Annotated in this window: 3 protein-coding genes; 2 read left to right on the top strand and 1 reads right to left on the bottom strand. The window is 35.3% G+C overall.

Annotated features, from left to right (window positions below; genetic code table 11):
* Positions 1 to 269: 269 nt before the first annotated feature.
* Positions 270 to 1,199 (bottom strand): hypothetical protein, encoded by a 930-nt coding sequence (locus MUW74_RS02290; RefSeq protein ID WP_243553046.1) that lies wholly within the window; start codon positions 1,197 to 1,199, stop codon positions 270 to 272.
* Between the two features lie 281 nt (positions 1,200 to 1,480).
* On the opposite strand from MUW74_RS02290, the gene MUW74_RS02285 reads away from it, so the two are divergent.
* Both MUW74_RS02285 and gatA read left to right on the top strand, forming a co-directional pair.
* Positions 1,481 to 2,326 carry a DUF3108 domain-containing protein gene (locus MUW74_RS02285; RefSeq protein ID WP_243517711.1) on the top strand — a complete coding sequence of 282 codons (846 nt, stop codon included), beginning with the start codon at positions 1,481 to 1,483 and terminating at the stop codon, positions 2,324 to 2,326.
* 28 nt (positions 2,327 to 2,354) lie between these two features.
* Complete coding sequence (gene gatA / locus MUW74_RS02280) at positions 2,355 to 3,785, top strand: Asp-tRNA(Asn)/Glu-tRNA(Gln) amidotransferase subunit GatA (protein WP_243517709.1); 1,431 nt, start codon at positions 2,355 to 2,357, stop codon at positions 3,783 to 3,785.
* The last annotated feature ends 146 nt before the right edge of the window (positions 3,786 to 3,931 follow it).

The raw sequence follows: 3,931 nt of genomic DNA, 5'->3' as shown, positions 1-3,931 counted from the left end.
GGGCAATCACCTATTAAAGCTGATTAGAAAAACAGCTTGTTTGAACCCGCGCAGCGGGTGAGTTCTGTTTTTACAGCTCTAACAGGTGATTGCTGCAACTTTTTACTGAGGGCTTGATTTTTTGGTTACTTTTTTATCAAGAAAAAAGTAACAATAAAGATTCATTTTTTACCAGTGTCAGGAACAGATACCTTGAATCGATACGGAAGCGATGCAATTTAAGTAAGTTAAAAATACCTTATTTAGTAATGTTGTGAACAGATACATTTTTACAGGCAATCTGGTACAATCCTAAGATAGCGCTTTAGTGATTGTATATTTATATGGTCTCTGTTTTCCAGTAATTCGTCTAAAATATTTTCTAACTTGTTTTTGCCATGTGGTAATGTTTCTAGTAAATCTTTATAGGTTAAACTATACGGATCATGCATGAGTTGATTAATTAATCGTAAGCTTTCTGCAATGGCTTGCTGGTTTTCTTTGTATCGATATATTTTAGAATTTTGTAGTGACCTCTTTTCTTTTTCTTCCTGTTCCTGAATTTTTTTCCATAGCTCTTCACCGCTTGGAAGACCATCTTTTTTCCATTTTTTTAGATTAACTTGCAATTTTTTTAGCTTAATATGTCGCCTATTATTTTTGTTTGATTCATTCAGAATAAAGTATAAAAATTCCTCATATTCTAGTGTTTCCTGACTCAGATAAATTGTCTCTGGTTTATTGTACCTTTCTGCTATGCATTCTTTAAATGCTGCTACTAGAGTGGTATGTGCTTTTAGCTTTTTGAGTGAGGCTATCACCTCTTTTTCAGTTGCTTCTGTAGGTTCTTTAAATAACTTTCCAAAACTTTTAAAAAAGTTTTCTAGCAGTCTACTATCATGTTTTTTTGCTACTTCTTTTACTATGTTTTCTAGTATTGCTTTGTTGTAAAAGCTAATCCAGAGTCTGTATGGTTTTTTTTCTGTACCGGTTACAGACCATTTAGGACTTCTATCTGCTAGTTTTTTTCTAAACTTAGTGATCTCATCAGGCGATTGTAATGTAGTAATTGTTGTTTCAAAAGACTCTATTTTATCTAGTTTATACAGATTTTTTGTGTAATACCCTTTTTCTTCTTCTTGCTTGTATGCATTGTTATCACATTGATCACATCCATGACAAAAAAGTAGGGCAATGATATAGCTGGAATATTTCTTCAAATTCATTTTTTTAATACTGTTATCTTCTTTTGCCTGGAGGGCGTTAGCATGTTATAATTTAATTTTATATGTAATCTTGGTGCTACTGATAGTTTCTATAAAACTTCATCAAGATAGTTTTTTATCTTTTTTTTTCCTATTTCCAGACTTCAATTATTATAAATACTTTTGTTTACTAATAATCTATGGGGTAGATTGTTTGGGTTTCTGTTTTTTTTGTTGTAAAATTATCGGTTATAGTGCTTTCCCTTTTAATGACTTTAATCAAAATTTTAATATTTATGACAGTTGTATCATACTTAAAGAGTTTTTTTTTCTGTTGCTTAACGGTTACTTTTTTAAGTAAGGTACATGCTAAGATTGCTGATACGCTTGAGCCCTCTTTTCTACAAGGAGAATGGCTCCAATATCAGGTTCATTATAGCTTTATCCATGCTGGTACAGCCACTATGTGTGTAGATGAGCAGTTGCATAAACTCAATGAACATCTTTGCTATAGGGTTCAAGTTGAGGGTAGTTCTAGTAGTACATTGGGGCTGTTAGGTTATAAGTTGTTCGACAGATGGGAAAGTTATCTAGATGCCGATTGCTCCAAAGCACTACGACCTCATAGATGTGTTACACATCTTCAAGAAAATGGTTATGTAAGAAAAGAACAAGTTGATTTTGATTACCAATCCTATCAAGCGAAGATAGAAGTAGCTGAAAGTGCTAATAATATGGAATCTGAAGTTACCTATCATCCCATCTCTAGTCTAAATATTAAAGATTTAATAGGTGGCTATTATGCTTTGCGTTCGATTGATACTCAGAAACTCAAACCAGGTGATAAGCTCAGTGTAACGGTTTTACATGACCAGCAGCTCTATGAAGATATTGGTATCTTATTTCTTGGGAAGCAGACCATTACTACGAAGCTAGGAAAGACATCAGCCTTGGTTTTTGCACCCTTGGTTCCTATAGAGGGAACTATATTTTCTGGAGAACATCCAGTTGAAGCATATATTTCGAATGATGTCAACAAAGTTCCTTTAAAATTAAAGGTTAACTTGGTAGTAGGTGCAGTAGAAATAGAGCTTACAGACTATAAAGGTTTGAGAGAGCCTATTCATTTCCAACCATCTTAAGGCTTCAATTTTATAATTTTCTATCTATATGGCTGGCTATCACTATTCTTTTAATCCACTTCGTTCATTATTAGCCTCTCAAAAAGTTACTTCTATGGAAGTAATTAAGCAGTTATTGCAGCATATTAAAGAACAACAAGATTTAAATGCTTTTGTAAATGTTTATGATCAAGAAATTGTGGAAAATGCTGCTGTAGTTAATCAAAAAATAAAAGAGGGTATGGGTGGCCCGCTGGCTGGCATGGTCATTGGATTAAAAGATATGGTGGCTTATAAAGATCATCCATTACAAGCTGGTAGTAAAATTTTGACTAATTATATTTCGCCATTTCATGCAACCGTTACGGAGCGATTGCTAGCAGCTGATGCCTTGATTATTGGCCATCAAAATTGTGATGAATTTGGCATGGGTTCTTCTTCAGAAAATGCTTATTTTGGTACAGTGCTGAATCCTATAGATAAGACAAGGGTGGCAGGTGGTTCTTCTGGTGGATCTGCAGCGGCTGTGAAAGCAAAGATGTGTCATGTTTCTATTGGTACAGATACAGGTGGATCTGTTAGGCAACCAGCTGCGTTTTGTGGTCTTGTAGGTCTTAAACCTTCGTATGGTAGAATTTCTAGACATGGTATAGTGGCTTATGCTTCCTCTTTTGATACTGCTGGTATTTTTGCCCATACGGTAGAAGATTGCGCAAGTGTATTGGAGGTAATAGCTGGTCCTGACGCATTTGATGATACCGCAGTCTGTCGGGAGGTGCCCCATTATACTAGTGGATTATATCACCCAGAGCGTTATAAAGTAGCCTGCTTAGCAGGTACACTTAGCAATGGAGGTTTACAGCCGGAAATAAAAGAACGTACATTAGGTGGTTTGGAACTTTTAAAGCAAGCAGGTCATCAAGTAGATCATGTCCATTTTGAGTTGCTCAAATATGCTTTGCCGACTTATTATATATTGGTAAATGCAGAAGCCAGTACCAATCTTTCCCGTTTTGATGGTATTCGTTATGGCTACCGAAGTAGCCATGCTACTACATTGGAAGAGGTCTACATCAAGACAAGAACCGAAGGCTTTGCTAAAGAGGTAAAAAAGCGGATTATGCTAGGATCGTTTGTGCTGAGTGCATCTCAATGTGAGACACACTACATTAAGGCTTTAAAGGTACGTAATCTGATTAAAAAGGCCATGCAAGATATCTTGAAAGATTACGATTTTATCATACTGCCTACCACTACCACGACTGCTTTTAAGGTGAATAGTTTTGCCAATAATCCATTATCTATGTATTGGAGTGACCTTTATACCGTATTGGCATCAGTGGCTGGTTTACCCGCTATTTCTTTACCAAATGGCGTAGATCAAAAGAATTTACCCATTGGTATTCAAATTATTGGCAACTATTTTGAAGAAGCTAAGTTGCTTACCTTTGCTAAGCATTTTGAGTCGATTGTACAATAGAAATCGTTTGCGTTCACGAAATAGCATCAACTTAAGGGATATATTTTATTGATTACCAAATATAATAGTATATATTTACGCTCAGCTGAGTGGTACGCAGCAGTTTTTATACCCCTTTTTGCTTGATCAAAAAGTGGACAAAAAAT

Source organism: Candidatus Cardinium sp. cBcalN2, assembly GCF_022810445.1.
Classification (GTDB): Bacteria; Bacteroidota; Bacteroidia; order Cytophagales; family Amoebophilaceae; genus Cardinium.
The sequence above is the reverse complement of the archived record's forward strand: the minus strand, read 5'-3'. Positions and strand labels throughout refer to the sequence as shown.